Source organism: Streptomyces coeruleorubidus (assembly GCF_008705135.1).
Classification (GTDB): domain Bacteria; phylum Actinomycetota; class Actinomycetes; order Streptomycetales; family Streptomycetaceae; genus Streptomyces; species Streptomyces coeruleofuscus.
This window is the reverse complement of the sequence record NZ_CP023694.1, coordinates 7,623,858-7,647,781: the sequence shown is the minus strand read 5'-3', so window position 1 is coordinate 7,647,781 and position 23,924 is coordinate 7,623,858. Positions and strand designations below refer to the sequence as shown.

Here is a 23,924-nt window from a genome sequence, read left to right as displayed (position 1 = left end):
TCTTGGAGAAGAAGATCACACCCCGTCAGCACTCTTCGGACGCCGACTCGGCTGCCTGGCTTACCCAGTTAGGGCCCCGAGCCGCTACGATCGCCGGAAAGCCGCCGTCCCCCGTCAGAGTGCGGCATCATCCGCTACGAAGGTCATCCATGCCCCACAGCCAAACCTCTGCATCTCGCGACAGCCGGGCCGGCGTACGCCTCGCGCGCGGAGCATCGCCGTGGCTCCTTCCGACCGTCGCCACCGCAGCCCTCAGCCTGGCCCGTGCCCGCCGCTCCGGCGCCGCCAGGGCCGTCGCCGTTCCCGCCACCGCCCTCGCGGCGGGAATGCTGTGGTTCTTCCGCGACCCCGAGCGCGAGATCGGCCAGGGCCGGGTCATCTCGCCCGCCGACGGTGTGGTGCAGAGCATCATGCCGTGGAAGGACGGCCGCACTCGCGTCGCCATCTTCATGAGCCCGCTCAACGTACACGTCAACCGCGCGCCGCTGGCCGGCACGGTGACGTCGGTCGAGCACGTGCCCGGTGGCTTCGTTCCCGCCTTCAACAAGGAGAGCGAGAACAACGAGCGTGTGGTGTGGCACTTCGACACCGAGCTCGGTGACATCGAGATGGTGCAGATCGCCGGCGCGGTCGCGCGGCGGATCGTCCCGTACGTCCCGCAGGGCACCAAGGTCGAGCAGGGCGACCGCATCGGCCTGATCCGCTTCGGATCGCGCGTTGACATCTACCTTCCGGAAGGTGTCGACGTCGCTGTCGAGGTTGGTCAGACCACGACTGCGGGGGTGACTCGAATTGACCGTGATTGATCCCGACACACAGGCCACGAACTGGGTCGCCGAGGACGAGGACGACGCGGAGGAACTGCCGCTGTCTCTCCGGCTGTCGATAGCGGACACGCTCACGCTCGGTAACGCGACGTGCGGCTTCATGGCGGTGTACTTCACCACCACCGGCATCCTCATCCCGCACCTCTCCGGCGACAATTCGGGCATGGCTCGCAACAGCGCGGCCACGGCCGTGATACTGATGCTGTGCGCCGCGGTCTTCGACCTGTTCGACGGCCTCGTCGCCCGCAAGCTGCGGTCGTCGCCGATGGGTGCGGAGCTGGACAATCTCTCCGACCTGATCAGCTTCGGTCTGGCGCCCGCGTACTTCGTGCTCGTGTACGGCATGGTCGCGAGCGACGCGCACGAGCGGGTCGCGGCGGTGGGCGCGATCGTTGTGCTGTTGGCGGTGGTGCTGCGGCTTGCCCGCTTCTCGTGCGTCACCGTGAAGGACGGCACGTTCCAGGGCATGCCCTCACCGTTCGGTGCGCTCACGGTCGTCTCGATCGTGCTGCTCGAGCTGCCGTTCGAGGCGACGCTGCTGGCGGTCGTCGGTACGGCATGGCTGATGGTGAGCCGGGTCGAATACCCGAAGCCGCGGGGCATCCTCGCGGTGGCCGTGCTCGCCTGGATCGTGTCGGCCATGGGGATGCTGGCGGCGTGGGCGTTCGACGCGCCGGGCGGCCAGGTACTGCTGCAGATGGGCTGCGCGCTGCAGATCGTGATGGCGGCGACGATCCCGCTGTTCGCCACGGCGCGCCGGGTGAACACCTTCCGCGACAACCGGAGGGAAGCGCGGGCGGCGCAGCTGCCCTGATCTCGTCCCTCCACTGACGGGTGTGGCCCGAGCCTCCGAGGCTCGGGCCACACCCGTTTTGCGTTCAAGGGCATCCCCTGCATTGCCCTTGACTGGTCAACTACCTCTGCTTTGGGCCGATTTGCAGGAGAAACGCAGGAAGAGGAGGGTGGAACAGGGGGGTTGTCAGAGAGTTCCTCCCCTTCCAGACCGGGAGACTGCCATGCCCGCACCTACCCTCAAAGAGCACCGGGTCACGCTCAAGTCCAAGATCCCCGCGAACTTCGACGACACGGTGACGCTGCCCGTCCGGGAGTACGACGGCACCAAGCCGAGCCATACGCCCAAGCCGGTGCTGATGCTGCACGGCAGAAGCGTGCCGGCGCTGGCGGCGTTCGATCTCGCCCCGGTGCCCGGCGGCTCCGCCACCCGCTACAGCTGGGCACAGGAACTCGCGGACGACGGCTACGACGTCTTCCTCATGGACCTGCAGGGCTCCGGCCGGTCGCCACGCCCCAGGATGGACGATCCGTGCAACGCCAACCCCGCGCAGCAGCCGGCCCTCGTCCCCAACCCCCTCCAGGAGCCCTGCCCTCCCCCGCCCCCGTACCCGTACCAGCTCGGGAATTCGGAGAGTGAGTGGGCGGAGCTGGACGCGGTCGTCAAGTTCATCAAGGGCCTGCCCGGCAGGAACAAGCCGATCCGTTTCATCGGCTATTCCCTGGGCGCGGCCATCATGGGCTCCTACACCCTCCAGAACCCCGGCAACGTCGAGAGCCTGCTCCTGCTCGCCCCCGTCTTCCCTCCCAAGGGACGGTGGTCGGGCAACCCCGCCGCCCCCTTCGGACGCCCGGCCGAGGCCCAGACGCTGCCCGTGTCCACGCCGGCCCTCACCTGGGGCTTCCCGATGCACGTCGGCACCAAGACAGGGTTCAGGACGGGGCTGGACGGCAACCCCGCCCTGCGGGAGCCCGACATCGTGGACCTCGCCTGGGAGGCCTGCATGGAGAACGACCCTCTCGGCAGCAAGTGGGGCCCCGAAGTGGCACCGGGTGAGTACGAGGGCATCCTGCGGTACCGGAACACCTACTGGTGGGGCTGGAACAACGAGACGGTGCCGCACCAGAACCCGGCGGGCACACCCGTCCTCGGTGAACGGGTTCCCGTGCTCATCGTCTACGGGGAGCAGGACCGGACCGCCAACAGCCCCGCCACCCTCCCCGACCCCGTCCGCTTCTCGGTGCCGGCCCTCTACGCGGCCGTCCCGGGGCCCGAGAAGCTGATGTTCTGCCTCGCCGGCTCGGGCCACACCCTGGTGTGGGAGCTCAATGCCAAGGTCGTGCACCGCATGTCGAAGCAGTGGTTCAAGAACGGCCAGGTGGAGGGTCTCGGCAGCGGCAGCTACTTCAGGGAGCCGGACGGTGACCTGATCCCCCTTCCGTGACGGGTCAGGTCAGGAAGTCCCGCCCGATCCGCTCCGCCACCCGTTCCAGGATGGGCCCGGCCTCGGCGATGCACGTCGCCACGTCCGGCTCCGCGTCCGTCAGGGGGTAGGCCCGGCGGATTCCGGCCCGGCCCAGGGCTTCCGGGGGGAGGGCGAGGCGGCCGCAGACCGCCACGACCTCCTTGCCGGCCGCGCGGGCCGCCGCGGCGACGCCCGCCGGGGCCTTGCCGTGGAGGGTCTGCTCGTCGAGGGAGCCCTCGCCGGTGATCACCAGGCCGGCGCGGTCCAGGGCGGGGGCGAAGCCCAGGACGTCGAGCATGACCTCGATGCCGGGGCGGAAACGGGCGCCGAGGAGCAGCGCGCCGTAGCCGATGCCGCCCGCCGCGCCCGCGCCGGGCGAGGCGGCGTACCGGGCGGCCTTCGGTCCGGCCGACTCCTCCAGCACCTTCGCGAAGTGCGCGAGGGCGGCGTCCAGGGCCGCCACGTCGTCCGGCGAGGCGCCCTTCTGCGGGCCGTAGACCGCGGGCGCGCCCTTCGGGCCGGTCAGCGGGTTGTCGACATCGCTCGCGAGGACCAGTTCGACGCCGGCGAGGCGGGGGTCGAGGCCGGACAGGTCGGCGGTGGCCAGACCGGCCAGGCCGCCGCCGCCCGGGGGTACCGGTTCGCCGTCCGGGTCCAGGAAGCGCGCGCCCAGCGCGGACAGCATTCCGGCGCCGCCGTCCGTGGTGGCGCTGCCGCCGACCCCGAAGACGATCGTGCGGGCACCCGCGTCCAGCGCGGCCCGCAGCAGCTCGCCGGAGCCGTACGTGGACGCCGTGAGCGGTGCGAAGACGCCGGCGGGCAGCCGCTGGAGGCCGCTCGCCTCGGCCATCTCCACGACCGCGGTGCCGTCGCGCAGCGCGAAGGCCGCCGTCACCTCGTCGCCGAGCGGACCGGCGACCCGTGCCTCCCGGCGCTCGAACCCGGCGGCGACCGCCGCGGCGACCGTTCCGTCACCGCCGTCGGCCACGGGCAGCGCCTCGACCTCCACGCCCGGTACGGCCCGGCGCAGCCCGGCCGTCACCCGTTCGGCGACCTCCACGGCCGTCAGCGACCCTTTGAACTTGTCCGCGGCGACGAGCACCCGCTGTGTCTTCCAGGCATCGCTCACTGCTGCGTCCGCCACTTGCACTCCCCTTGCTCTCCGGGCCCTCACGCACGTCAAGGCCAGTCGCGCCGCTGCGACCTTAACCGGAGGACGCCCCGGCCGTCAGCCTCTGCCCAACCTCTGGAACGACGCCCCAAGGGGCGCGGGGCTGTGTCATACACGCGGCAGCCGCCGCGCGGGCGCGACCGGCCACGACGCACCGGCAGCCGCGAAACACACGACAGCGCCCACCCCGGAGCATCCCGCCGAAACGGGTAGACGATAACCATGACCCTTGCGCGCACGGCGACAGAGCTCACCGACCGCATCCTCGGCGGCTGGCAGGGCCGCATCGCGGGCAACATGCTCGGCAAACCGGTCGAGCAGGGCGAGGTCTGGACGCGCGACCGCATCGACCGCTACCTCCGGCAGGCCGCCGCCCTGCCGCTGACCGACTACCTCCCCGAGCCGATCAGTGAGAGTGACGGCTTCGAGCTGCGGCCCGAGTGGCGCCAGTGCGTGCGCGGCCACATCCACGGCAGTTGCCGTGACGACGACGTCGACTACGCGATCCTCGGCCTGGACCTGCTGGAGACCCACGGCTTCGGATTCAGCACCGAGCAGGTCGGAGACCTGTGGCTGCTGCGGCTGCCGTATCTCCAGACGTTCACCGCCGAGCGGGCCGCGTACCGCAACCTCGCGAACGGGCTCAAGCCGCCGCTGACGGCGACGTACGACAACCCGTACCAGGAGTGGATCGGGGCGCTGATCAGGGCCGACATCTTCGGCTGGACCTGCCCGGGCGCACCGCGCCGGGCCGCCTCACTGGCCCGGCGGGACGCGGTGCTGTCACACACCGGCAACGGGGTCTACGGGGCGATGTGGGCGGCGGCGCTGATCGCGGCGGCGTTCACGGCGCCCACGGTGCGGCACGCGGTCGACGAGGCCCTGGCCGTGATCCCGGCGAGCAGCCGCCTGGCCCGCACGGTGCGCCGGGTCGTCGCCCTGCACGACACCCGGATGTCCTGGGAGGACACGCTCACCACGGTCACCGAGGAGACCACCGGGATGGGCTGGATCCACACCGTCCCGAACGCCGCCGTCCTCACCGCCGGCCTGCTCTACGGCGACGGCGACTTCACCCGCACCATCACCCTGACCGTCCGCGGTGGCCTGGACACCGACTCCAACGGTGCGACGGCGGGGTCGGTGGCCGGGGTGTTCGGCGGGGCGGCCGGCATCGCGGACCAGTGGACGGTACCGCTGGAGGACACGGTCCGCAGCGCGGTGTTCGGCTTCGACGGGGTGCGGATCAGCGAGCTGGCCGAGCGGACGCTGCGGCTGACGGAACAGGAGGCCTGAAGGCCGGCTGCGTCGTCCCCCGCGGCTGAGCCGTCATCGGGTGGTTACCCTGCCCCAATGACCACCTCTTCTGACTTCGCCGCCTACATCGCGTCCCTGCCCCGGGTGCTGGCCGGCGCCGCCGCGCTGTTCCGGGACGGCGAGGGCCGGGTGCTGCTCGTCGAGCCCAACTACCGGGAGGGCTGGGCGCTGCCCGGCGGCACGATCGAGTCCGACGACGGCGAGACCCCGCGGCAGGGGGCACGGCGCGAGACGGCCGAGGAGATCGGGCTGGACCGGGAGCTCGGCCGGCTGCTGGCGGTGGACTGGGTGCACGGCACGGGGCGTCCGCCGCTGGTGGCGTATCTGTACGACGGCGGGGTGCTCGGCGAGGACGAGTTCAAGGCGATCCGCCTCCAGGAGGAGGAACTGCTGTCCTGGCGGCTGGTCCCGCGCGAGGAGCTGACCGAGTACCTGCCGGGCGCCCTCGGCCGCCGTGTCCTGGCCTGCCTGGACGTCCTGGCGGACGGCTCGGGCACGGCGGAGCTGGAGAACGGGCACCGGGTGTACTGACCGGCTCCGGCCGATCACCCGTCGACGTCCCGTTCGTTAACCGCTCGCCGCTGTCGTACGGCCCGGCCTACCCTCGGTGCCATGGCCAAGCCCCTCGTCGCGCTCCTCACCGGTGCCGGTATCAGCACGGACTCCGGGATCCCGGACTACCGCGGGCCGAACGGGCTCTGGCGGCGGGATCCGGAGGCCGAGAAGCTCGTCACGTACGAGTACTACATGGGCGACCCGGAGATCCGCCGCCGCTCCTGGCGGATGCGGCGCGAGACCCGGACGCTCCAGGCGGAGCCCAACGCCGCGCACCGGGCGGTGGCCGAACTGGAGCGGTCCGGGGTGCCCGTCCGGGTGATCACGCAGAACGTGGACGGGCTGCATCAGCTCGCCGGGATGCCCGCCCGCAAGGTCCTCGAACTGCACGGCACGGCACGGAGTTTCGTGTGCACCGGCTGCCACGCCCGCGGCTCGATGGAGGACGCGCTCGCACGGGTCGAGGCCGGGGAGGACGACCCGCCGTGCCTGGAGTGCGGCGGCGTCCTGAAGCCGGCGACGGTGATGTTCGGCGAGCGGCTGGACCCGGTCGTCCTCGGCGAGGCGGCCGCCATCAGCAAGGCCTGCCAGGTGTTCGTCGCCGTCGGTACGAGTCTCCAGGTCCAGCCCGCCGCCGGCCTCGCCGGTGTCGCCGCAGACCACGGGGCCCGGCTCGTCATCGTCAACGCCGAGCCGACGCCGTACGACGACCGTGCCGACGAGATCGTCCGCGAACCCATCGGCACGGCGCTGCCGGAGCTGTTGCGCGGCCTCACGGCCGAGACGACGCCAGCAGATCCTCCAGGCGCGTGAGCGTGTCGCGGGCCCGGTCGCGTTCGGCTTCCGTGAGGTCGAGCGCGGCGGCCCGGGCGAGGGCGGTCGCCGTCGTCTGCTCGTCGCCGAGCCGCCCCGCGATGTCCGCGCGCAGGACGAGGAGCTGAAGCAGCTGTACGCGCGTCGGCGTCTCGTCGGTCAGGCGCATCACCCGGTCGACGACCTTGGCGGCGCCCTCCGCGTCCCCCTTGGAGTCCGCCAGGAGGGACGCGTGGTGCAGGGCCCGCGCGAACGTCTCCTCGGGGGCGGGCCCGTGGTGCCGCTCTCCGCCCGTGCGCTGACCGACCCGGACGCAGTTGCCGCCCGGGTCGGTCATGAGGAACTGCCGCACGCCGTACGACATGTCCTTGAGCGGCCCCACGCGCGGCAGGCCCCGGGTGGGGATCCTGCCGTACGCCGCCTTGAGCCCGGCCCGGAACGCCCGGTACAGGCCGTCGACGTCGTCGATCAGGACGTAGCAGGTGCTGATCGAGCCGGTCGGCTCGTAGTGCTTCATCGCGAAGAACTGCAGCTCGATGCCGCCGTGTTCGACGACCGCGTACGGGTTGGGGCTGCGCTGCTGGTACGTCACCTCGAAGCCGAGGGCGGTGTAGAACTCGAGGACGGGTGGGAGGGTCTGGCACGGCAGGATCGGGATCGTCTTCTCCGGCATGCGCCCACTCTAGTCAAATTTGACCAACCGGGTGCCTGGAAGAGCGGTGCCTAGAAGAGTGCGGCCCCGCGCTCGAAGTCCAGCAGGCGCTGCTTGCGCTCCAGACCGCCCCCGTAGCCCGTCAGGCTCCCGTTCGCGCCGATCACGCGGTGGCAGGGGACGATGATGCCGATGGGGTTGCGGCCGTTGGCGAGGCCGACGGCGCGCGAGGCGGCCGGGGCGCCGAGGGCGTCGGCGAGCTCGCCGTAGGTGCGGGTCTCGCCGTACGGGATGCGGCGCAGCCGGTCCCAGACCCGGTTCTGGAACGGCGTGCCGGTCAGGCGGAGTTCGACGGTGAACTCCTTGAGCTCGCCCGCGAAGTAGGCCTTCAGTTGTTCCTCCGTCTCCGCGAACAGGGTGTCGTCGCGGGTGCCGAAGGTCTCCTCCGGCGGGCGGTGGCGCTGGTCGGTCATGTAGAGGCCGCACAGGACGCCGTCGTCGGCGACGAGGGTGAGGGGGCCGTAGGGGCTGTCGGTCACGGTGTGGTGCTTCATCGAACGTCCCTATACCGGTAGGAAGTTGATCGGGTGGCTGTCGGTCGCCCAGAGGTACTGGACGGCGTAGGCACGCCAGGGGCGCCAGGCCGCCGCGCGAGCGGTGAGCGCGGCGGGCGTGGAGGGCAGGCCGAGTTCCTTGGCGGCGCGGCGGATGCCGAGGTCGGTGGGGAGGAAGGCGTCGGGGTCGCCGAGGGCGCGCATGGCGATGACGTCGGCCGTCCAGGGGCCGAAGCCGGGCAGGGCGAGGAGCTGGGCACGGGTGCGCGGCCAGTCGCTCTCCACGCCGAGGCGGAGGTCGCCGTCGGCGAGGGCGCTGACCAGGGTGGTGAAGGTCGTGCGGCGGGTGCGGGGCATCGCCAGGGTCTCCGGGTCGAGCGCCGCGAGGGCCTCGGGGGCCGGGAAGAGGTGGGTGAGGCCGCCCTCGGGGTCGTCGACCGGTTCGCCGTGCGCGGTGACCAGGCGGGCCGCGTGGGTGCGGGCGGCGGCGGTGGAGACCTGCTGGCCGAGCACGGCCCGGACGGCGAACTCCGCCTCGTCCACCGTGCGCGGGACGCGCCGGCCGGGCGCCTTGTCGATCAGCGGCGCCAGGACCGGATCCGTGCGCAGCTGGTCGTCGATCGCGACCGGGTCGGCGTCCAGGTCGAGCAGGCGGCGGCAGCGGCTGCCGGCGACGGTCAGATCGCGCAGGTCGCTGAGGGTGAGGCGGCAGGCGATGTGGTCGGGGGTGGGGGTGAGGGCCACGATGCCGTGGCCGTAGGGCAGGCGGAGCGTGCGCCGGTAGGAGCCGTCGCGCCACTCCTCCACGCCGGGTACGGCCGTGGCGGCGAGGTGGCCGAAGAGGTAGTCGGGGTTGAGCGGGGCGCGGAACGGCAGCCGCAGGGACAGCGCGCCGGGGGTGCTCGCGCCCTGCCGCTTGGGGGCTCGGGCGCGCAGCTCGCTCGGGGAGAGGGCGAAGACCTCGCGGACGGTGTCGTTGAACGTGCGGATCGAGGCGAAGCCCGCGGCGAAGGCGATCTGCGCCATCGGCAGGGCGGTCGTCTCGATGAGCAGCCGGGCCGTCTGGGCGCGCTGGGCGCGGGCGAGCGCGAGCGGCCCCGCGCCCAGTTCGGCGAGCAGCTGACGCTCGACCTGCCGGGCGCTGTAGCCGAGCCGGGTGGCGAGGCCGGGCACGCCCTCGCGGTCCACGACGCCGTCGGCGATCAGCCGCATGGCGCGTGCCACCAGGTCGGCGCGCTGGTTCCACTCCGGGGAGCCCGGGGTGGTGTCGGGCCGGCAGCGCTTGCAGGCCCGGAACCCGGCCTGCTGGCAGGCCGCCGCGCTCGGGTGGAAGACCATGTTCTCCGGCTTGGGCGGCACGACCGGGCAACTGGGACGGCAGTAGATGCGGGTCGTCAGGACGGCCGTGAAGAACCATCCGTCGAACCGGGCGTCCTTGGACTGGACGGCGCGTACGCAGCGCTCGGTGTCGGTGTGCATCCCCATCTGCATGCGTTCAGCATCGGGCACCGGGCGGGGCGGGTCTGGCGAGAATCCGACATCGACGTGCCCGTGCGGCGCCCCGGGGCGGCCGGCGACGACGAGACAGATGAAGATTCATTCATGTGTTCGTGCGTGACCGGTACGATGAGGTCATGGGTCATGGAGCCGTCATTCCCGCGCAGGACGCCACCGAGCGCGTACGCCTGGACGCGGACAACGTCACGAAGGTCGCCACCACGCTTCAGGCCCTGTCCACGCCCTCCCGTCTGCTGATCCTGGCGCGACTGCGGGAAGGCCCGCTGCCGGCCACCGAGTTGGCCGCCGAGGTGGGCATGGAGCAGTCGGCCTGCTCGCACCAGCTGCGGCTGCTGCGCAATCTGGGCCTGGTGGTGGGCGAGCGGCGGGGCCGTTCGGTCGTCTACGCGCTGCACGACCACCATGTCGCCGAGCTGCTCGACCAGGCCGTCTACCACGTGGAGCACCTGCGTCTGGGCATCAGCGACGCCGCCGACTGAGGCGGCGCCGCTGACGTACCAGCCCGGCTATTCCGTGGCCGTCGGCCGTCGCGAGGCCGCCATCGCCTCGCTCACGCGCGTCAGCGGACGCAGCCGGTAGGTGTACGCGTAGTCGCGGTCGGCGAAGAGCTTGAACTCGTCGTGGGGGTGTGCGCCCCAGCTGTTGTCGCCGCCCACGCCCGTCTGGCGGTGGTTGACCCGGAGGACCACCGCGTCCCTGGGGTCGAGCTGGTAGTCGTGGCGGGCCCCGACCGACAGGTCCTCGGGGGTGAAGTGCGAGGCGTTGACCTCCAGCAGCGGCTCACCGGACACGAGCAGTCCGCGTCCGCTGCCGTCGGTCAGCGCGGCCCAGCGGACGTCGGTCTTGTTGCCGTTCTCCTGGGGGCGCAGGTAGGAGGTCCACTGCCCGGAGACGGTGCCGGAGTACAGGCCCACGTCGGTGGCGTTGTTGCGGTCCCACATGTTCTCCTCCGGGCCCCGGCCGTAGTAGTGCAGCCGGTCCAGGCGGCGGGGCAGGAACAGCAGGGTGCCGACCTCGGGGATGTACGGCAGGTTCGGCGCTCCCGGGTGCAGGGTGTTGTCGACCTTGATCTCGCCGTTGCCGAAGACCGTGTACGTCGTGCTGTACGTGGACTCCGTGCTGGTGGGCAGCGTGCCGGTGAACGTGACCTCGACGGCCCGGTCGTCCAGCGGCCGCACCTGTACGTCCGCCACCTTCCGCTTCGCTCCGGCGTCGCGCCACGTCTGGTTGCGGGTGTGGTGGCCGTTGCCCCGGTCGTTGTCGGTGGGCGCCCGCCAGAAGTTCGGGGCGGGGCCGGAGGTGATGAGCCGGGTGCCGCCCGCCTCGTACGACGTGATGGTGCCGGTGCTCTTGTCGACGGTGACCGAGAAGCCCTTGCCCCTGACCGTGACGTCCTCGTCCCGGTCGGTGTACCGCAGGGCGGGGACGCTGCGCAGGGGCAGCGGCGTCACAGCCGGGCTGTCCGTGTCGAGGGCGAGCTGCTGCTTGGCCACCTCGAAGCCGGACTTCGCCCACTGGGTGGACTCCCTGGTGGTGAAGGAGAGCTGGAGGAAGTACTCCGCGCCCGGGGCGGGCTTCGCCGGCAGCCGCACCGGCACCTTGATGTCCTTGCTGGTCAGCGGCGCGAGATTCAGCTGGTCGCGGGTCAGCCGGCCGCGCTGGACGACCTTGCCGTCGGCGACGAGGGACCAACGGCCGTCGAACTCGCGGAGGTTGGTGAACAGGTACTCGTTGGTGAGGGTGACGGCGCCGGGGCCGCCGGAGGCCGGGGCGGCGTTGATCGCCTGGTAGATCTGCTTGACCTCGGCGGACTTGCCCGTGAGGGTGCGGTCGGGCAGGACGATGCCGTCACCGGCGAAGGCGCCGTCGTTGGGGTTGTCGCCCCAGTCGCCGCCGTAGGCGTAGAACGTCTTGTCGCGCGGGCGCTTCTCGCTGAAGCCGACGGTGGCGGCGTCGAACCAGAACCGCACGCCCTCGTCGCCGGGGCCGCGGCTGTCCGAGGCCAGCTCCGCGGCGCTCAGGGCACGGGCGTAGACGCGGGCCCGCCGGATGGTTCCGCTGAACTCCCGGGTCGGGTTGTCGACGTCGGTGGCGAGCGTGAGGGACGCGGTGTTGTTGCCGGGGCGCCGCGTGGTGGTCCGGGTGCCGCGCGCCTGGCCGTCGACGTACAGGGTGAGCGTCCCCGCGTCCGCGTCGAAGACGCCGGCGACGTGGTGCTCCTTGCCCGTCCAGCCCTCGGGCAGCGCCCAGCTCGCGGTGACCCACTGACCGCCGCCGTGGATGAAGAACTCCAGGTTCTTGTCGGTCTGTTTGAGGGCGTACTGGGTGTCGCCCTTGGCGATGAGGGGCTGGTGCCCGCCGGTCACGTGCGGGGTGACCCAGGCCTCCAGCGTGAGGGAGCCGGTGAGGTCGAGGCGGGCGTCGCGGGGGAAGACGGTGCCGCCGGAGACGCCCTTCGCGCGGTCGAAGCCGGCGGCGGGTGCGATGACCTCGCCGCGCAGTGCCCCCGGGCCGGACTCGGTCAGCAGCTTGCGGGTCGGGACCGGCCAGCTCAGGGCCTGGTCGACGAAGTCCCAGATCCAGCCGCCCTGGAGGACGTCGTAACGGCGGACGATGTCCCAGTACTTCTTGAAGTTGCCGTTGGAGTTCCCCATGCCGTGGGAGTACTCGATCATCACGTACGGCCGGGTGTCACCGGTGTCCTTGGCGCGCTGCTCGACCCGCTGCGGGCTGTCGTACATCTCGGAGCGGATGTCGCTGATGCCGGGGCGGTCGTCGCCCTCGTACTGGATGACGCGGGTGGGGTCGTAGGAGCGGATCCAGTCGTACATGGCGTTGAACGTCGTGCCGCCGCCCGCCTCGTTGCCGAGGGACCAGATGACCACCGAGGCGTGGTTCTTGTCGCGGTGGACCATGTTCTGGGCGCGGACCACGCACGCCTCGGTCCACTCGGGATGGCCGCTGCCGGGGAACTTGTCGCGGATGCCGTGGGTTTCGAGGTTGGTCTCGTCCACGAGGTACAGGCCGTACTCGTCGGCGAGTTCCAGCCACAGCGGGTTGTTGGGGTAGTGCGAGGTGCGGACGCTGTTGATGTTGAGCCGCTTGATGATCTCGATGTCCTCGATCATCTGCGCCCGGGTGAGCGCCGAGCCGGTGACGGGATGCATCTCGTGCCGGTTGGTGCCGCGGAAGGAGACCGGCTTGCCGTTGATGCGCATCAGGCCGTCCTTGAGCGCGAACTCGCGGAAGCCGACCCGGTGCGAGAGCGTCTCGACGACCTTGCCGGACGGGTCGCGCAGTCGCAGCACGGCGGTGTAGAGGTTCGGGTGCTCGGCCGACCAGAGCTTCGGCGAGGGGACGGCTCTGGACGCCTCGGCGGTGGCCTCGTCGCCGTCCGGCACGTCGACCGGCTGGTTCAGGGGCCGCGGCCAGACGGCGTGGCCGCGCGCGTCGTAGAGCTGGGTCTCGACCGTGTAGCGGCCCGCGCCCTTGCCTCCGTAGTCGCGCACGTGCGCGGTGACCTTGAGCTCGGCCGAGGTGTAGTCGTCGCCGAGCGGGGTGTCCAGTTTGAAGTCGCGCAGGTGCACGTTCGGCGTGGAGTACAGGTGGACCGAGCGGAAGATGCCGCTCAGCCGGATCATGTCCTGGTCCTCCAGCCACTCGGCGTCCGAGTAGCGGTACACCTCGACGGCGATCTGGTTGGTGCCCGGCTTGAGGTGGGGGGTGATGTCGTACTCGGCGGAGGTGTAGGAGTCCTCGTGGTAGCCGGCCAGCTCGCCGTTGATCCACACGTAGTGGGCGGACTTGACGCCCTCGAAGTGCAGGAAGGTGCGGCGGCCCGACCAGTTCCGGGGGACGGTGAACGTACGGCGGTACTGGCCGACGGGGTTGTAGCGGGTCGGGGCGGCCGGCGGCTGGGCGTCCTCGCCGCCGCCGTTGGGGCCCCACCAGGGGTAGGTGATGTTGATGTAGATCGGGAAGTCGTAGCCGTGCAGCTGCCAGGCCGAGGGCACGGGGATGGTGTCCCAGCCGGAGTCGTCGACGTCGGTGCGGTAGAAGTCGGCGTCCCGGTCGTCGGGTCGGTCGGCGTAGGCGAACTTCCACGTGCCGTCGAGGCTCAGCCGGTACGGCGAGCGCTCGCGGTCGCCGGCCAGGGCCTGCCCGAGGTTCGCGTACGGCATGAGCGTGGTGTGCGGCGGCTCGGTGCCCACGCGGTACACGGCCAGGCCGTCGTTCCACTCCGGAGGACCGTCCGCCGCCGGGCGCCGGCCGGCCGCGTGCGCGACGGCGGGCGACGCGGACAGGGCGAGCGCGCCGAGCACGGCGGCGCCCCCTTCGAGCAGACGGCGACGGCTGACGACGGGCCGGTCGGCGGGGGACGAGAGCGGGTGCGGCATGACCGTGGCCTTCCTCGGTTCGACAGGGTGCTGCACGGACTGAGGGCACGTCAGATGTGATCCCCAACTGCCGCGATGGGCGTTTCTGTTGGGACCCGTGCAACTGACGGTGACGGAGCAACTGCTGAGCAGGCACACCCTAGGACTCGAACACAACCGAAGCAATGACCCCGTCGGACTTTGTGCGGTCCTGATGGTTCTCTCGTGTCAGGCGCCTTCAGGCTCCGAGGAAGGTGAGCACCTCGCTCGTCAGCCGGGCGGGGGCGTCCAGGGGGACGAGGTGGCCGGACTCCGGGACGGGCGCCAGCCGCGCGCCCGGGATCAGGGCGGCCAGCTCCTGCCCCTTGGCGAAGGGGATCCAGGTGTCCTCGGTGCCCCAGCAGACCGTCACGGGCAGGTCGAGGGTGGGATAGAGCGGCTGGATGTCGTCGGTGTAGCGCTGGTCAGCCTGCGCGATCTGCCGGTAGAAGGCGGCCTGGCCCCGCTCCCCCGTCCAGGGCCGCACGAGCGCGTCCAGCGCGCCGGGCGGCAGGCCGATGTGGCTCGCGGACGTGACGTACTCGCGCACCAGGGCCTCGTGCAGCGCGGCCGGGAGCTGCTCGAAGACGTGGCTGTGCTCGCCGACCAGCCGGAAGAAGGAGGTGCCCCAGGGTTCCAGGGCGACCGCGTCGACCAGGGCGAGCCGCCGGTAGCGGGCCCCGTGCAGCAGATGGGCGCGCAGGGCCACGCACCCGCCGAAGTCGTGCGCGACGACGGACGGCTCCTCCAGGCCCCAGTGCGCCAGCAGCTCGGTGAAGATCCGGCCCTGGGCCGCCAGTGAGACGTCCTGGTCCGGGTGCATGTCGGAGGTGCCGTAGCCCGCCATGTCCCACACGTGCACGTGGTGCCCGGCGGCGGCGAGCGCGGGAGCGATCCCGTGCCACACGTACGAGGAGAAGGGCGTCCCGTGCAGCAGCACGACCGGCTCGCCGCCGGGCTCCCCGAGCCGGTCCCAGCGCACGGTCCCCGACGTGGTGGCCAGGCTCTCCCGCAAGGTCCAGTCAGCCAAGATTCCCGCTCCCTCTCTCCGTGTTCCGACCCACGGGTATTTGTCATTTCGGCGCGACAGTGTCGCTTCTCCGACCGTAATGTGACCTCATCGGACAGCCTGCGCAACAGATCTTGGCCGGACCTTTTGCCGCGCCGGAAGGAGCGGCTCGGATGAACGGGTATGCGACCCCGGATCACGACGCCGTCACGGCCGCGCCCGGGGGGCTGCTGGACCTGCTGAAGGTCGCGGCCGTGGTCCTGGACGGCGGCGGGCACATCGCCCTGTGGAGCCCCGAGATCGAGCAGCTCCTCGGCTACACCGCCGAGGAGGCCCTGCGGCAGCGCGCCGACACACTCCTGATCGCGCCCGAGAACCGCCACCGGGGCAGGGAACTGTTCGCCCAGGTCAGATCGGGCGACCGCTGGGCCGGTGTCTTCCCGCTGCGGCACCGCGACGGCACGGAACGCGCCGTGGAGTTCCGCACGATGCGGCTCCTCGACAGCGAGGGGCAGCCCCATCTGCTGGGACTCGCCACGGACGCGACGACGGTACGGAAGGTGGAGCGGGACCTCGCCCTCTCCCACAGTCTCGTCCACCAGACCCCGCTCGGCATCGCCGTCTTCGACAACGACCTGCGCTGGGTCGGGGTCAATCCCGCGCTGGAGCGGATCAACGGCGTGCCCGAGGAGGCGGTGCTGGGCCGCCGGCTCGGCGAGGTGCTGCCCGGCCTGGACGTCGAGGTCATCGAGGCCCGGATGCGGCACGTCCTCAAGACCGGCAGACCCCTGCTCGACCAGCAGACCATCGGCCGCACCGCGGGGGACGAAGAGGATCGCGCCTACTCGGAGTCGTACCACCGCATCGAGGACACCGACGGCCGGGTGCTCGGTCTCGCGATGGCCGTGCTGGACGTCACCGAGCGCCAGCAGGCCGCGGCCGAGGTCGCGCAGGCACGCCAGCACCTGTCGGTGATCGCCGACGCCGGGGTGCGGATCGGCACCACGCTCGACCTTCAGCAGACCGCCCGGGAGCTGGCCGACGTGGTGGTGTCGCACCTCGCGGACCTGGCCGCCGTGGACGTCCTGGAGTCGGTCGTGGCCCACGGCACCATCGCGCCGGTGTCGGGCGGCGCGCCCGCCGAGTTCCGGGCGCTGGCCGTCGCGGCGGGCTATCCGACCGACGCCATCCACGCCGCCGACCCGGTCGGCGAGCTGGCCACCTACGGTTCCTCACGGATCATCACGCAGTGCGTCCGCAGGGCCCGCCCGGTCCTGGTCGAGCGCGTGGACACGAAGATGATGCGCCGCATCGCCCGGGACGCGCGGGCCGCCCAGACCCTGCGCGAGGCCGGCGCGCACTCCTACATGGCGGTGCCGCTGATGGCCCGGGGCAAGGTGCTCGGCACCCTCACCCTGTACCGCACGGTCGACGAACGCGCCTTCGACGACCGGGACCAGGTGCTCGCCTCCGAGCTCGCCGCGCGCGCCGCGATCTGCATCGACAACGCCCGCCTCTACGGCCGGGAACGCGGCACCGCCCTGACGCTCCAGCGCAGTTTGCTCCCGGCCACGCCCGCCGAGCGGGAGGGGCTCGACATCGCCGCCCGCTACCGCCCGGCGCTCAGCGAGGTCGGCGGCGACTGGTACGACGTGCTGCCGCTGGGCCCGGGGCGCACCGGGCTCGTGGTGGGCGACGTCATGGGCAAGGGCGTCCAGGCCGCGGCGATCATGGGGCAGCTGAGCACGGCGACGCGGGCGCTGGCCCGGCTGGACCTGCCGCCCGCCGAGCTGCTGCGGCACCTCGACGACATCGCCGGTTCGCTCGGCGACGCGATCGCCACGTGCGTGTACGCGGTGTGCGACCTGCGGGCCGGCATCTGCTCGCTGTCCAGCGCCGGTCATCTGCCGCCCGTGCTCGCCGGGCCGGACGGCGGCGCGACACTCGTCGACGTGCCCGGCGGCGTGCCGCTGGGGGTGGGCGGCGTGGAGTTCGGCACCGTGGAACTGGAGCTCGCGCCGGGCTCCCTGCTCGCCCTGTACACCGATGGGCTGGTCGAGAAGCGCGGAGAGCCGATCGACACCGGCCTCACCATGCTGACCCGCCTCCTGGGGAACGCGGGGCCCAGCCTGCAACGGACCAGTGACAGCCTCCTCGGCGCGCTGAGTCCGGAGCCCGACGACGACGTCGCGCTGCTGCTGGTCCGCACTCGTCCCTGAGCGCGCGGCGGCAATTGTTAGCATGTTTGTGTGAGTTACGTTCACTACATCTGATCCGGGCCACCGGCTCCGCCCCTCGCATGCCTTGACGACCACGGGCCGAGGCGCCGGGAGCCGCGACGTCGCCCACGGCCCGCCCTGTTCCGGGCCGGCCGTCCGTCGGATCTGAAGGCCCGCTCCCATCCCCGCCCGAACCGGGGGTGAAGTGTGCCTCCTCAACGAGGAAGAGAACGTGACCACCCTTGATCTGCCTGCCCGCGACCGGGCGCAGCTGAACTGTGCCCGCGTCCGCGTCGACCGCGGTGGCCGCACCGTGCTGCACGACGTCGAGATGAAGGTCTCCCCCGGATCGCGCTGGGGCGTCGTCGGCGAGAACGGACGCGGCAAGTCGACCCTGTTGCACGTCCTGGCCGGCCTGCTGACCCCGGACGAGGGGACCGTGCACCGCGTGGGCACCCTCGCCCTGGCCGAGCAGGAGATGCCGGCCGAGGACGAGCGCACGGTCGGCGACTTCATCGACGAGTACCTGGCCGACGCCCGGGCCGCCCTGCGGGATCTGGACACCGCCGCGAAAGCCCTCGCGGCGGAACGCCCCCGTGCCGAACAGGCCTACGCCGACGCCCTGGAGGCGGCTCAGGCGCTCGACGCCTGGGACGCCGACCGCCGGGTGGACGTGGCCCTGGACGGACTGGGTGCGGTCAGCGACCGGGCCCGTCCCCTGGCCACGCTGTCGGTCGGCCAGCGCTACCGGATCCGGCTGGCCTGCCTGCTGGGCGCCGAGCACGACTTCCTGCTCCTGGACGAGCCCACCAACCACCTGGACCTGGCGGGGCTGGAGTACCTCACCGCCAGGCTGCGCGCCCACGCCGGCGGTGTCGTGGTGGTCAGCCACGACCGGGCGCTGCTCGCGGACGTGGCCACCACGATCCTCGACCTCGACCCGACCCGCGACGGCCGGCCGGGCGTGTACGGCGGCGGCTACGCCGGCTACCGGGAGGGCCGCGAGGCCGAACTGGCGCGCTGGGAGGAGGAGTACGAGCAGCAGCTGACCGAGCACGTCCGTCTCCAGCAGGCCCTGTCGGAGGCGCAGAACCGGCTGAGCACCGGCTGGCGACCGCCCAAGGGCACCGGCAAGCACCAACGCGCCACCCGCGCCGGTGCCCTGGTGCGCTCCGTCCACCGGCGCCGGGACGATTTGGACCGGCACCAGGTCACCGCGCCGGTGCCGCCGCGGCGTTTCTCGATGCCCGGCCTGCCCGCACGGCCGGGCATCGTCCTGCTGCGGGCGGAGGAGGTGACGGTCGGCGGACGGCTGCACCACCCGACGAGCCTGTCGTTGACGTCCGGCGACAGGCTGGCCGTCACCGGTCCGAACGGCGCGGGCAAGTCCACGCTCCTGTCCGTCCTCGCCGGGCGGCTCGCCCCGGACACGGGCCGGGTGCACCGGGCCCGCGGGGTGCGGCTGCGTCTGCTCGGGCAGGAGTCGCCGCGGGCGACGCACCGGCGGGCCCGTGACCTGTACGAGGCCCACGCCGCGCGCCTGGTCACGGCGGGCGTGCTGAAGGAGGGCGAGGTGGTGGGGCTGGGCTCGCTGGGTCTGCTCACTTCACGCGACGCCGGCAAGCCGGTGGCCGAGCTGTCGATGGGTCAGCAGCGGCGCCTCGACCTGGCCTTGGCGCTGGCCGCCCGCCCGCACGTCCTGCTGCTGGACGAGCCCACCAACCACCTGTCCATCGCCCTGGTCGACGAGCTGACGGAAGCGCTGCACAGCACGGACGCGGCCGTCGTCGTGGCGACCCACGACCGCCGGCTGCGACGCGACATCAGCGGCTGGCCGCACCTCGCGCCGGCGCGGCGCCGGTCAGCGGAGCAGGGAGCGGGTGCGGCGGCACCCTGACGGGGCGCCGGGGCGCGGCGCGCCTGGCGTCTCCGGGCGGGTTCGGCCACCCGGCGTGTCGCCGCCGGTGTGCGACGCTCGCTATCGATGTGTGGCCAGGGGATCGAGGAACGTCAGTACCGAGGCGTCCTCCTCGATCAACGGGGTGAGGGCGGCGTTGAACGGGGCGCCGTACGGGGCGTCCAGGTGTGCCTTGAAGGCGTCCTCGTCCCGGTAGACCTCGAAGATCCAGTAGGCGCGCGGGTCGGCCGCCTTGGTGTAGACGTCGAAGGCCAGGTTGCCTTCCTCTTCGCGTACCTTCACGGCGTAGTCCCGGATCAGGGCGGCGACCTCGTCCTCCGCTCCCTCTCGGGCGGTGAACTCGGCGAGCAGGGTTTTCGTCATGGTTCCCTGTCCTTTCAGTGGGTGGAGTCGAGGTGCCGGACGAGGGCCTCGTCCGGCGCCAACCGCGCCGGCTGGTCGTGCCACGGCGGGTTCGGGCCGGCAACCGAGCAAGTGCGGGCCGCGACTCGCGTGGCGAACAGACAGGCTGCTTCGACATCGCCGAGACACAGGTCCGTCAGCCTGCCGCCGAGGAGTCCGCGGGTGCCGAGGTGGTGCAGCAGTCCGGCGGTGAAGGAGTCCCCCGCACCGACCGTGTCGACGACCTGCGTCTCCACCGCGGGCACCTGCACCCGTTCTCCGTCGAGTGAGGCGAGAGCACCGTCGGCGCCGCGCGTGATCACGACGAGCCGCGCCCCCGCCGCATGCCAGGTGTCACACGCCTGCTCGGGCGACGTCCCGGGCAGCAGGAGCTCCAGGTCGTCCTCGCTCAGTCGCAGCACATCCGCGAGGCCGCACCAGTGCGCCAGCCGGGCGCGGTAGGCCTCGGGGCGCACCAGGAGAGGGCGGACGTTGGGGTCGATGCTGATGGTCGCGCGGGGTGCGGCCGCTGCCAGGAAGTCCTCCACCACGCTTGCTCCGGGGTCCTTGACCAGGGCAAGTGACCCGGTGTGGACGCAGGCGGTGCCGTCCAGATCCACCCCGGCCAGTTCCGCGCTCGTCCACTGCCAGTCCGCGGTGGCCTGCGCGTGGAAGGAGAACGTGGCCTGCCCCTGGGCGTCCAGCTCGGCCACGGCCAGTGTGCTGGGCTCGGCGGCCTCGACGGCGTGCGACAGGTCCACACCGGATGCCTCGAGGTGGGCCCGGAAGAGGCGGCCGAACACGTCACCCGACAGCCGTGCGAGGAAGCGGGCCGGGGTGCCCAGCCGCGCCAGGGCCACCGCCGTGTTGGCTGGTCCGCCGCCCGGCAGGACGCGCAGGGCGAGTTCGTTCCGGGCTCCTGCGGATTCGGTGAACGCGTCGGCGACGCACTCCCCCAGGACGGTGATCCGACGAGGGCACATGGGCGGCTCTTCTCTTGGGACGCGCCGGCGAAACGGGCACGATGCGGGCGGTCCCTGGACCGGTTCGGGCGGATGGCGGCCACGGCGTTGCCGATTTGTGACGGGTGCAAGGCATTGACGTTGCCTGGAGGCGGAGTCCATCATCCTCGCCAAGCAGTGTCAACGCTGACATGAGTCAACGATGACACCTCGGGCGGCATGCGCCCGATGCCGGCCGCTCGTCCGCAATCCCGCAGGAGTCGTTCATGTCACGTATCTCTCGTCTGCCTTCCTCCTTGCTCAGAGCCGCCGCGTGCACGGGCATCGCGGCCCTCACCCTGACCGCCTGTGGATCCGGATCCGGATCGGGCACGGCGAACGCCGGATCGGGCAGCGTCAAGGTCGGTCTGATCACCAAGACCGACACCAACCCGTTCTTCGTGAAGATGAAGGAAGGCGCGGAGAAGGCCGCCAAGGAGAACGGTGTCGAACTGTCCACCGCGGCGGGCAAGTTCGACGGGGACAATGCCGGTCAGGTCACCGCCATCGAGAACATGGTCGCCGCCGGCGTGAAGGGCATCCTGATCACGCCGAGCGACTCCAAGGCGATCGTGCCGGCGATCGAGAAGGCCAAGGCCAAGGGCGTTCTGGTCATCGCCCTGGACACCCCGACCGACCCGGAAAGCGCGGTCGACGCCCTCTTCGCCACCGACAACCTCAAGGCGGGCGAGCTGATCGGCCAGTACGCCAAGGCCGCGATGAAGGGCAAGACCGCGAAGATAGCCGCCCTCGACCTCGCGCCGGGTGTGTCCGTCGGCGTTCAGCGGCACAACGGTTTCCTCAAGGGCTTCGGCGCCACCGACAAGGACGTCGCCTGTGCTCAGGACACCGGCGGCGACCAGTCCAAGGGCCAGACGGCAATGGAGAACTGTCTCCAGAAGGAACCCGGCATCAACGTCGTCTACACCATCAACGAACCCGCCGCGCTGGGCGCGTACACCGCGCTGAAGGCCAAGGGCCGGGAGAAGGACGTGCTGATCGTCTCCGTCGACGGCGGCTGCACGGGCACCCAGGCCGTCAAGGACGGCAAGATCGCCGCGACCTCGCAGCAGTACCCGCTCAAGATGGCCGCCGAGGGCGTCAAGGCAGTGGCGACGTACGCCAAGGACGGCAAGAAGGCGTCGGGTTACACCGACACCGGCGTCACCCTGGTCACCGACAAGGCGCAGGACGGGGTCACGTCCAAGGACACCGCCTACGGCCTGGACAACTGCTGGGGCTGAGCCGCCGACACCCGGCAGGCACCGTAGCTGCCGCCGTTCGAGACCCCTCAGCGGGGCGGCCGGCCCCTCCTCCCCGACCGGGGACGGCCGCCCCCTCGTCCTCCTGCCGTCCGACAAGGACCGACAAGGACTTCTGTCTTCCGACAAGGACCTCGCATGACCGCCACGTCCACGCCTCCGTCCACTCCACCTTCCACGTCAACGCCGTACGCCGAGCTCAAAGCGCCGACCACGGTCCGCAGACTGCTCACGCAACCGACCACCGGCCCGCTGGCCGCCCTCCTCCTGGCCTGTGTCTTCTTCTCCGTCTCGACCGACCAGTTCCTCACCGGCGGGAACTTCTCGCTGATCGTGCAGCAGGTCATGGTCGTCGGCACCCTGGCCATCGGCCAGACGCTGATCATCCTCACGGCGGGCATCGACCTGTCCTGCGGAGCCGTGATGGCGTTCGGCAGCATCGTGATCGCCAGGATGGCGGCCGAGGGCTCCCTGCCGCCGCTCGCCGCGATCGCGCTGGGCCTGGTCGTCTGCGGAAGCTTCGGCCTGCTCAACGGCGCGCTGGTGCAGAAGATCCCGCTGCCGCCGTTCATCGTCACCCTCGGCATGCTCAACGTGGCATTCGCGCTGACCCACATCTACTCCGAGGAGCAGACGGTCACCAACCTGCCGGGCCCGCTGACGGCTCTCGGGCAGACGTTCCCGCTCGGGAACACCGACATCACGTACGGCTCGTTGGTCACCATCGCCCTGTTCCTGCTCCTCGCCTACGCGCTGAGCAGCACCGGCTGGGGCCGGCACGTCTACGCCCTGGGCAACAGCCCGGAAGCGGCCCGGCTGAACGGCATCCGCACCTCCCGCCTGACCATCGGCGTCTACACCGCGGCCGGGATCCTCTACGGCATCGCCGCCCTGCTGCTCATCTCCCGCACCGGCGTGGGCGACCCGCAGGCCGGCCAGACCGACAACCTGGACAGCATCACGGCCGTGGTCCTCGGCGGAACCAGCCTCTTCGGCGGACGCGGCTCGGTCCTGGGCACGTTCATCGGCGTCCTCATCGTCGGCGTCTTCCGCAACGGCCTTCAGCTGATGGGCGTCGCCTCCATCTACCAGACCCTCATCACCGGAGTCCTGGTGATCCTCGCGGTGACCGTGGACCAGATCTCCCGGAAGAAGGCCCGATGACCACCACCACTGCGACCCCCGTTCTGCAGGCCCGCGGTCTGGTCAAGCGCTACGGCCACGTCACCGCGATCGACGGGGCCGACTTCGACCTGCTGCCCGGCGAGGTCCTCGCCGTCATCGGCGACAACGGCGCCGGCAAGACCAGCCTCATCAAGGCGCTCACCGGCGCGGTGGTCCCCGACGCGGGCGAGATACGCCTGAACGGCGAACCCATCACCTTCTCCGGCCCGCAGAGCGCACGCGCCCACGGCATCGAGACGGTCTATCAGGACCTGGCCGTGGCCGCCTCCATGGACATCGCCTCCAACATGTTCCTCGGCCGCGAACTGCGCCGTCCCGGCATCCTCGGCAGCGCCTTCCGCATGCTCGACAAGAAGCGCATGCGTCAGGAGGCCGCCGAACACATGGCCGACCTGAAGATCGGCCTGCGCTCGCTGACCCAGTCGGTCGAGACGCTCTCCGGCGGGCAGCGGCAGGCCGTCGCGGTCGCCCGCGCCGTCGCCTGGGCCCGCAGTGTCGTCGTCATGGACGAACCCACCGCCGCTCTCGGTGTCAAGGAATCCGGACAGGTCCTCGACCTCATCCGCCGCGTCCGCGACAAGGGCATGCCGGTCGTCCTGATCAGCCACAACATGCCCCATGTCTTCGAGATCGCCGACCGGATCCACGTCCACCGGCTGGGCCGGCGCGCCGCCGTGATCAAGCCCTCCGACTACTCCATGGCCGAGGTCGTCGCCATCATGACCGGCGCGCTCACCGTCGACGAGGCCGGAGATACTGTCGTAGCGGATTCTGCGGCAGCGAAAGCCGCCGGAGTCCAGGCCACCTGACAGCTCAACCCCGCTCTCGCATGTTCCGGCCGAGGCCGCGGCCGGAGACCGGGAGCACTC

Annotated in this window: 20 protein-coding genes; 12 read left to right on the top strand and 8 right to left on the bottom strand. The window is 71.5% G+C overall.

The window, feature by feature from the left end; genetic code table 11:
* Positions 1 to 149 precede the first annotated feature (149 nt).
* The 3 genes from CP976_RS35235 to CP976_RS35225 all read left to right on the top strand — a co-directional run bounded on the left by CP976_RS35235 (position 150) and on the right by CP976_RS35225 (position 3,064).
* Entirely contained in the window at positions 150 to 806 is a 657-nt protein-coding gene (locus CP976_RS35235) for a phosphatidylserine decarboxylase (RefSeq protein ID WP_150483961.1), read from the top strand.
* Positions 793 to 1,641: a CDP-diacylglycerol--serine O-phosphatidyltransferase gene (gene pssA / locus CP976_RS35230; RefSeq protein ID WP_150483960.1), complete on the top strand. Its 849-nt coding sequence runs from the start codon at positions 793 to 795 to the stop codon at positions 1,639 to 1,641. Before CP976_RS35235 ends, pssA begins: the two co-directional genes overlap by 14 nt.
* A gap of 202 nt (positions 1,642 to 1,843) precedes the next feature.
* Entirely contained in the window at positions 1,844 to 3,064 is a 1,221-nt protein-coding gene (locus CP976_RS35225; RefSeq protein ID WP_150483959.1) for an alpha/beta fold hydrolase, read from the top strand.
* Between the two features lie 4 nt (positions 3,065 to 3,068).
* Here the strand turns inward: CP976_RS35225 and CP976_RS35220 are convergent, their stop codons facing one another.
* Positions 3,069 to 4,187: a glycerate kinase gene (locus tag CP976_RS35220; RefSeq protein WP_150485632.1), complete on the bottom strand. Its 1,119-nt coding sequence runs from the start codon at positions 4,185 to 4,187 to the stop codon at positions 3,069 to 3,071.
* 291 nt (positions 4,188 to 4,478) lie between these two features.
* On the opposite strand from CP976_RS35220, the gene CP976_RS35215 reads away from it, so the two are divergent.
* The 3 genes from CP976_RS35215 (at position 4,479) to CP976_RS35205 (ending at position 6,941) form a co-directional block, all read left to right on the top strand.
* Positions 4,479 to 5,552, top strand: a complete 1,074-nt coding sequence (locus tag CP976_RS35215) for an ADP-ribosylglycohydrolase family protein (RefSeq protein ID WP_150483958.1) — start codon at positions 4,479 to 4,481, stop codon at positions 5,550 to 5,552.
* Between the two features lie 57 nt (positions 5,553 to 5,609).
* Positions 5,610 to 6,104, top strand: coding sequence for an NUDIX domain-containing protein (locus CP976_RS35210; RefSeq protein ID WP_150483957.1), 495 nt, complete (start codon positions 5,610 to 5,612; stop codon positions 6,102 to 6,104).
* Between the two features lie 81 nt (positions 6,105 to 6,185).
* A complete protein-coding gene (locus CP976_RS35205) occupies positions 6,186 to 6,941 on the top strand; it encodes an SIR2 family NAD-dependent protein deacylase (RefSeq protein ID WP_150483956.1) in 756 nt (251 codons plus the stop codon).
* Here the strand turns inward: CP976_RS35205 and CP976_RS35200 are convergent.
* Genes CP976_RS35200 through CP976_RS35190 form a run of 3 tightly spaced genes read right to left on the bottom strand, consistent with a single transcriptional unit; the run spans position 6,901 to position 9,638 of the window.
* Positions 6,901 to 7,614 (bottom strand): bleomycin resistance protein, encoded by a 714-nt coding sequence (locus CP976_RS35200; protein WP_150483955.1) that lies wholly within the window; start codon positions 7,612 to 7,614, stop codon positions 6,901 to 6,903. The genes CP976_RS35205 and CP976_RS35200 overlap by 41 nt on opposite strands.
* A 50-nt stretch (positions 7,615 to 7,664) precedes the next feature.
* A complete protein-coding gene (locus tag CP976_RS35195; protein ID WP_150483954.1) occupies positions 7,665 to 8,147 on the bottom strand; it encodes a methylated-DNA--[protein]-cysteine S-methyltransferase in 483 nt (160 codons plus the stop codon).
* A 9-nt stretch (positions 8,148 to 8,156) separates the two neighbouring features.
* On the bottom strand, positions 8,157 to 9,638 hold the full coding sequence (locus tag CP976_RS35190) for an AlkA N-terminal domain-containing protein (RefSeq protein ID WP_280117531.1): 1,482 nt from the start codon (positions 9,636 to 9,638) through the stop codon (positions 8,157 to 8,159).
* A gap of 143 nt (positions 9,639 to 9,781) precedes the next feature.
* Between CP976_RS35190 and CP976_RS35185 the strand changes: the two genes are divergently transcribed.
* On the top strand, positions 9,782 to 10,144 hold the full coding sequence (locus CP976_RS35185; RefSeq protein ID WP_086851380.1) for an ArsR/SmtB family transcription factor: 363 nt from the start codon (positions 9,782 to 9,784) through the stop codon (positions 10,142 to 10,144).
* A gap of 27 nt (positions 10,145 to 10,171) precedes the next feature.
* Here CP976_RS35185 and CP976_RS35180 read toward each other — a convergent pair whose 3' ends face one another.
* On the bottom strand, positions 10,172 to 14,062 hold the full coding sequence (locus CP976_RS35180) for a glycoside hydrolase family 2 TIM barrel-domain containing protein (protein ID WP_150483953.1): 3,891 nt from the start codon (positions 14,060 to 14,062) through the stop codon (positions 10,172 to 10,174).
* Between the two features lie 217 nt (positions 14,063 to 14,279).
* Positions 14,280 to 15,110, bottom strand: a complete 831-nt coding sequence (locus CP976_RS35175) for an alpha/beta fold hydrolase (protein WP_150483952.1) — start codon at positions 15,108 to 15,110, stop codon at positions 14,280 to 14,282.
* A gap of 152 nt (positions 15,111 to 15,262) precedes the next feature.
* Between CP976_RS35175 and CP976_RS35170 the strand changes: the two genes are divergently transcribed.
* Together CP976_RS35170 and CP976_RS35165 are read left to right on the top strand one after the other, a co-directional pair.
* Positions 15,263 to 17,308 (top strand): SpoIIE family protein phosphatase, encoded by a 2,046-nt coding sequence (locus tag CP976_RS35170; RefSeq protein WP_150483951.1) that lies wholly within the window; start codon positions 15,263 to 15,265, stop codon positions 17,306 to 17,308.
* A 232-nt stretch (positions 17,309 to 17,540) separates the two neighbouring features.
* Positions 17,541 to 19,205, top strand: coding sequence for an ABC-F family ATP-binding cassette domain-containing protein (locus CP976_RS35165; protein WP_150483950.1), 1,665 nt, complete (start codon positions 17,541 to 17,543; stop codon positions 19,203 to 19,205).
* An 81-nt stretch (positions 19,206 to 19,286) separates the two neighbouring features.
* Here the strand turns inward: CP976_RS35165 and CP976_RS35160 are convergent, their stop codons facing one another.
* Positions 19,287 to 19,589: a putative quinol monooxygenase gene (locus CP976_RS35160; RefSeq protein WP_150483949.1), complete on the bottom strand. Its 303-nt coding sequence runs from the start codon at positions 19,587 to 19,589 to the stop codon at positions 19,287 to 19,289.
* A gap of 14 nt (positions 19,590 to 19,603) precedes the next feature.
* Positions 19,604 to 20,590 (bottom strand): carbohydrate kinase family protein, encoded by a 987-nt coding sequence (locus CP976_RS35155; protein ID WP_150483948.1) that lies wholly within the window; start codon positions 20,588 to 20,590, stop codon positions 19,604 to 19,606.
* Positions 20,591 to 20,835: 245 nt separating this feature from the next.
* On the opposite strand from CP976_RS35155, the gene CP976_RS35150 reads away from it, so the two are divergent.
* From CP976_RS35150 to CP976_RS35140, 3 genes are all read left to right on the top strand, one after another.
* A complete protein-coding gene (locus tag CP976_RS35150) occupies positions 20,836 to 21,852 on the top strand; it encodes a sugar ABC transporter substrate-binding protein (protein ID WP_150483947.1) in 1,017 nt (338 codons plus the stop codon).
* 156 nt (positions 21,853 to 22,008) lie between these two features.
* Complete coding sequence (locus CP976_RS35145) at positions 22,009 to 23,034, top strand: ABC transporter permease (protein WP_150483946.1); 1,026 nt, start codon at positions 22,009 to 22,011, stop codon at positions 23,032 to 23,034.
* Positions 23,031 to 23,864: an ATP-binding cassette domain-containing protein gene (locus CP976_RS35140; protein ID WP_150483945.1), complete on the top strand. Its 834-nt coding sequence runs from the start codon at positions 23,031 to 23,033 to the stop codon at positions 23,862 to 23,864. Before CP976_RS35145 ends, CP976_RS35140 begins: the two co-directional genes overlap by 4 nt.
* The last annotated feature ends 60 nt before the right edge of the window (positions 23,865 to 23,924 follow it).

What these genes read in the sequence shown, in the direction of transcription:
- CP976_RS35235 (WP_150483961.1), top strand. Translation starts at nt 150, where the DNA reads ATGCCCCACAGCCAAACCTCTGCATCTCGCGACAGCCGGGCCGGCGTA.
- CP976_RS35225 (WP_150483959.1), top strand. Translation starts at nt 1,844, where the DNA reads ATGCCCGCACCTACCCTCAAAGAGCACCGGGTCACGCTCAAGTCCAAG.
- CP976_RS35215 (WP_150483958.1), top strand. Translation starts at nt 4,479, where the DNA reads ATGACCCTTGCGCGCACGGCGACAGAGCTCACCGACCGCATCCTCGGC.
- CP976_RS35210 (WP_150483957.1), top strand. Translation starts at nt 5,610, where the DNA reads ATGACCACCTCTTCTGACTTCGCCGCCTACATCGCGTCCCTGCCCCGG.
- CP976_RS35205 (WP_150483956.1), top strand. Translation starts at nt 6,186, where the DNA reads ATGGCCAAGCCCCTCGTCGCGCTCCTCACCGGTGCCGGTATCAGCACG.
- CP976_RS35200 (WP_150483955.1), bottom strand. Translation starts at nt 7,614, where the DNA reads ATGCCGGAGAAGACGATCCCGATCCTGCCGTGCCAGACCCTCCCACCC.
- CP976_RS35195 (WP_150483954.1), bottom strand. Translation starts at nt 8,147, where the DNA reads ATGAAGCACCACACCGTGACCGACAGCCCCTACGGCCCCCTCACCCTC.
- CP976_RS35190 (WP_280117531.1), bottom strand. Translation starts at nt 9,638, where the DNA reads ATGCAGATGGGGATGCACACCGACACCGAGCGCTGCGTACGCGCCGTC.
- CP976_RS35185 (WP_086851380.1), top strand. Translation starts at nt 9,782, where the DNA reads ATGGGTCATGGAGCCGTCATTCCCGCGCAGGACGCCACCGAGCGCGTA.
- CP976_RS35180 (WP_150483953.1), bottom strand. Translation starts at nt 14,062, where the DNA reads ATGCCGCACCCGCTCTCGTCCCCCGCCGACCGGCCCGTCGTCAGCCGT.
- CP976_RS35170 (WP_150483951.1), top strand. Translation starts at nt 15,263, where the DNA reads ATGAACGGGTATGCGACCCCGGATCACGACGCCGTCACGGCCGCGCCC.
- CP976_RS35160 (WP_150483949.1), bottom strand. Translation starts at nt 19,589, where the DNA reads ATGACGAAAACCCTGCTCGCCGAGTTCACCGCCCGAGAGGGAGCGGAG.
- CP976_RS35155 (WP_150483948.1), bottom strand. Translation starts at nt 20,590, where the DNA reads ATGTGCCCTCGTCGGATCACCGTCCTGGGGGAGTGCGTCGCCGACGCG.
- CP976_RS35150 (WP_150483947.1), top strand. Translation starts at nt 20,836, where the DNA reads ATGTCACGTATCTCTCGTCTGCCTTCCTCCTTGCTCAGAGCCGCCGCG.
- CP976_RS35145 (WP_150483946.1), top strand. Translation starts at nt 22,009, where the DNA reads ATGACCGCCACGTCCACGCCTCCGTCCACTCCACCTTCCACGTCAACG.
- CP976_RS35140 (WP_150483945.1), top strand. Translation starts at nt 23,031, where the DNA reads ATGACCACCACCACTGCGACCCCCGTTCTGCAGGCCCGCGGTCTGGTC.